This is a genomic window from Streptomyces sp. NPDC001750 (assembly GCF_042892615.1).
GTDB lineage: Bacteria > Actinomycetota > Actinomycetes > Streptomycetales > Streptomycetaceae > Streptomyces.
Map to the genome: position 1 here is coordinate 1 of NZ_JBIAUE010000082.1, position 3,190 is coordinate 3,190.

The window sequence follows — 3,190 nt, forward strand, 5'->3', positions numbered from 1 at the left end:
TCTTCGCCTCGTCGAAGATGACCGGGTAGGTCCACATGGTGACGGTGTTGTCGTCGCCGCCGCTGGAACAGCCGGCCAGCACACCGGCGGCCAGCGCAGTGACCACCACCGGCACGGCAACCGCACGGACTCTGGAACGACGGGTGAGAAAACGGGACATGAGAGGGTCCTCCGAAGACATGAGGGCGGGAGAGGGAAGAGAGGACGGCACCCGGTGAGACGTCACCGGGCCGGCACCGTCTGAACAGTGCCGGTGTGCCGGGCGCGTTCGGCGGCGAACGCCGCGAGGTGACTGCCGAGCGAGGTGGCGGGACCGGAGCGCACGGCCCCGGCGTCGCCGGTGGCGACGGCGGTGACGAACGCCTCGACGAGCGCGGCGTCCCCGCCGCCGTGCCCGTCGGCCGCGTTCGAGCCGGACGCGCCGAGTTCGTGGACGGTGGACTCGCCGGTCCGGAAGTCCTGCACGGTGACCCGCTCGCCGTCGCCGATCAGCCAGCCGTGCGAGCCGAAGATCCGTGTCTGCCGGTGCGTCTGCTCGGTGAAGGCCACCATCTGGAACGTGGCGGTCACCCCGTCCGTCAGGCGCATCGCCAGGACCTGGTGGTCGACCACGTCGTTGTCGCCGCGGTACGCGCAGACCCCGTACGGGCCCTCGCGCAGCGCCCGCAGCAGCCCGGCCTCGTCGGTCGCCTCGGTGACGTGGGTGACCGGCCAGACCGCGCCCTTCTCGCGCAGTGTCGGAAGGTACAGCTTCGGCGCGCTGTACGGGCAGCCGGGCTCGACCGCACAGTCGAGACACCGCTCGGCGGATCCGGCCGGGGCGTTCTCCGGCCGGAAGTGCTTGAGCCCGCCGAAGCTGGTGACCTGCTCGATCCGGCCGCCCATGACGTACGTGATCCAGTCCAGGTCGTGGCAGGACTTGGCGAGCAGCATCGGGGAGGAGTCCTTCTCGCTGCGCCACGGACCGCGCACATAGCTGTGGGCGTAGTGCCACCAGCCCACCGGCTCCAGGTGGTCGATGGAGACCAGCTGCCCGAGCATGCCGGAGTCCACGACCTCCTTCACCAGGTCGGTGTAGGGGGTGTACCGCATGACGTGGCACACCGCGAACAGCACCCCGGCCCGTTCCACGCCCTCGACGATCCGCCGGGTCTCCTCCTCGGTCGGCGCGAGCGGCTTCTCGGCGAGGATCGCGTAGCCGGCCTCGGCCAGGGCCAGCACCGGCTCCACGTGGAAGCGGTCCTGGGTGGCGACGACGACGGCGTCGGCGATCCGGTTCTCTGCGAGCGGGCGCCAGTCGTCGAACTCGACGGGCGCGCCGGCGGCCGCCCGTGCCGCGGGGCGGGGGTCGGCGACGGCGACGAGTTCGGCGCGCTCGGGGTGCGCCTTGATCCACTCGGCGTACGTCAGACCGCGGTTGCCGGCGCCGACGAGCGCGACCCGGACGGGCCGGCCGGTGATCGGGGTATGCGTGGACACGGGGAATCCCTGGTGCTCGGTGGGTCGGGGCCTTCCGTCCGGATCGGGCCGGATCGGGCGCGATCCGGACCAGAGGCCCCGAGTGGTCAGAAGCGCAGCGTGGCCGCGGTGTGGGCGACGCGGTCGCCTTCGTCCGGCAGCGCGGTGCGCTCGGTGCCGTCCTCGACGCAGCCGGTGTGCAGCAGATGGCTGCCGGTGCCGGTGAACGCCGCGGGCCGCAGTTCGAGCCGGCCGCCGGTGAAGGTGGAGCCGGTGGCCCGGTAGCGGTTGGGCCCCTCGGCGGCCAGGACGTGGGCGGTGCCCTTGGGGGCGGTCGAGTCGAGGCCGGTGAGCTGCCAGTCGACGGTCCGCCCGGAGCCGGTGCGGGACAGCAGGGCACCGTCCTTGTTGGTGCCGTTGAGGCGCGTGCCGTCGACCCGCAGCCGCTGGTCCTTGTCGGAGGTCAGCTTCAGCCCGGTGTCGCGGAGTTCGCCGCCGAGGACGGTGATGTCGGCGTGCTTGAGCGCGACCGGGGCGGTGTCCTTGGAGCCGCTCAGGACGCACTGGTCCAGGACCAGCGGGCCGGTGCCGTTGAACACCGCGCCGTCGACGCCCTTGAGCGTGGTGCGCTGGAGGGTGAGCGGGACGGTCACGTTGGCCTGGGTGATCTCCGCGCCCGGGGCGAACGCGAACGACGAGTCGGCGATCACGTTGGGGCGGGCGGACAGGTCCGAGGCCCGGGACACGATCAGCGGGCCGGTGGCGGTGCAGCCGCGCATCTGTATGCCGTCGGCGTTGACCCAGAGCATGCCGGAGCCGGACAGCGACTTCTTCCCGACGACCAGGACGTCCTCCAGGGTCAGATCGGTGATCTTGACCCGGGCCACGAACCAGGAGCAGGCGTGCCGGCGCACCGTGATCCGCTTGGCCCTGCCGCCCCACGCGGCACCGGAGTTGGCGAAGGTCATCAGCCCCGAGTTGCCGGTGTAGACGAGGTCGTGCTCGAACTGACCGTGCGTCACGAACGGGCCCTCGTCGTCCCCGTCGCCGTGGCAGTTGGTGACGTAGCAGTACGCGGAGGCCGTGAAGTCGTTCAGGTGGCGGGCGTTGGAGGTGTGGCAGTCCTCGACATGTCCGTAGAGGCAGTAGATCTGCTGGGTGAGGTAGCCAGCGCCGCCGTAGGTGACGGACTTCGGGTTGGTCAGCGAGCACTGCTCGGTGCGGTAGTACGTGCACCAGCGGCGCATCACCACCGGCCAGAAGGTGCCGATCGCCTCGATCCCGGAGACGTCGCAGCGGACGGCGTACTCGTACGCGACCGGGTGCGAGCCGGACATCTCGTCGTCGCCCCAGCCCTCGAAGACCATGTTGCGGACGTGGGCGCGGTCGACGGGCTCGATCCGGGTCCAGGTGAGCTTGCGGCCCGCGGCCAGGTCCCAGCCGATCTGGTAGTTGACCCTGATGTGCGTGGCGTCGACGACCTGGGTGACCTGGACGAGACGCTGGATCTCCTTCTCGTACTTGCCCGCCAGCGCGTTGACCTCGACGGCCCACCACTGGCCGACCTCGAACTTCGAGGAGTCGCCGACCTCGAACAGGTCCGAGAGGTCCGGCATCGCCGCGCCCAGGGTGTGCTCGACGGTGGTGTCGGTGACGGTGCCGCGGAAGGAGAGGACGGCTCCGAAGGGGTTGTCGTGGGTGTTCTTCTCGATGCCTTCGGTGCGTATGCGGT

The 3,190-nt window shown here is 70.9% G+C and carries 2 protein-coding genes; both read right to left on the reverse strand.

The features are described 5' to 3' along the window. Positions 1–222: 222 nt before the first annotated feature. On the reverse strand, positions 223–1,479 hold the full coding sequence (locus ACFYY6_RS38270) for a Gfo/Idh/MocA family protein (RefSeq protein ID WP_389197763.1): 1,257 nt from the start codon (positions 1,477–1,479) through the stop codon (positions 223–225). A gap of 86 nt (positions 1,480–1,565) precedes the next feature. Continuing rightward, positions 1,566–3,190 (reverse strand): peptidase C14 (locus ACFYY6_RS38275; RefSeq protein WP_351636207.1); only part of this gene is annotated, 1,625 nt, incomplete at its 5' end.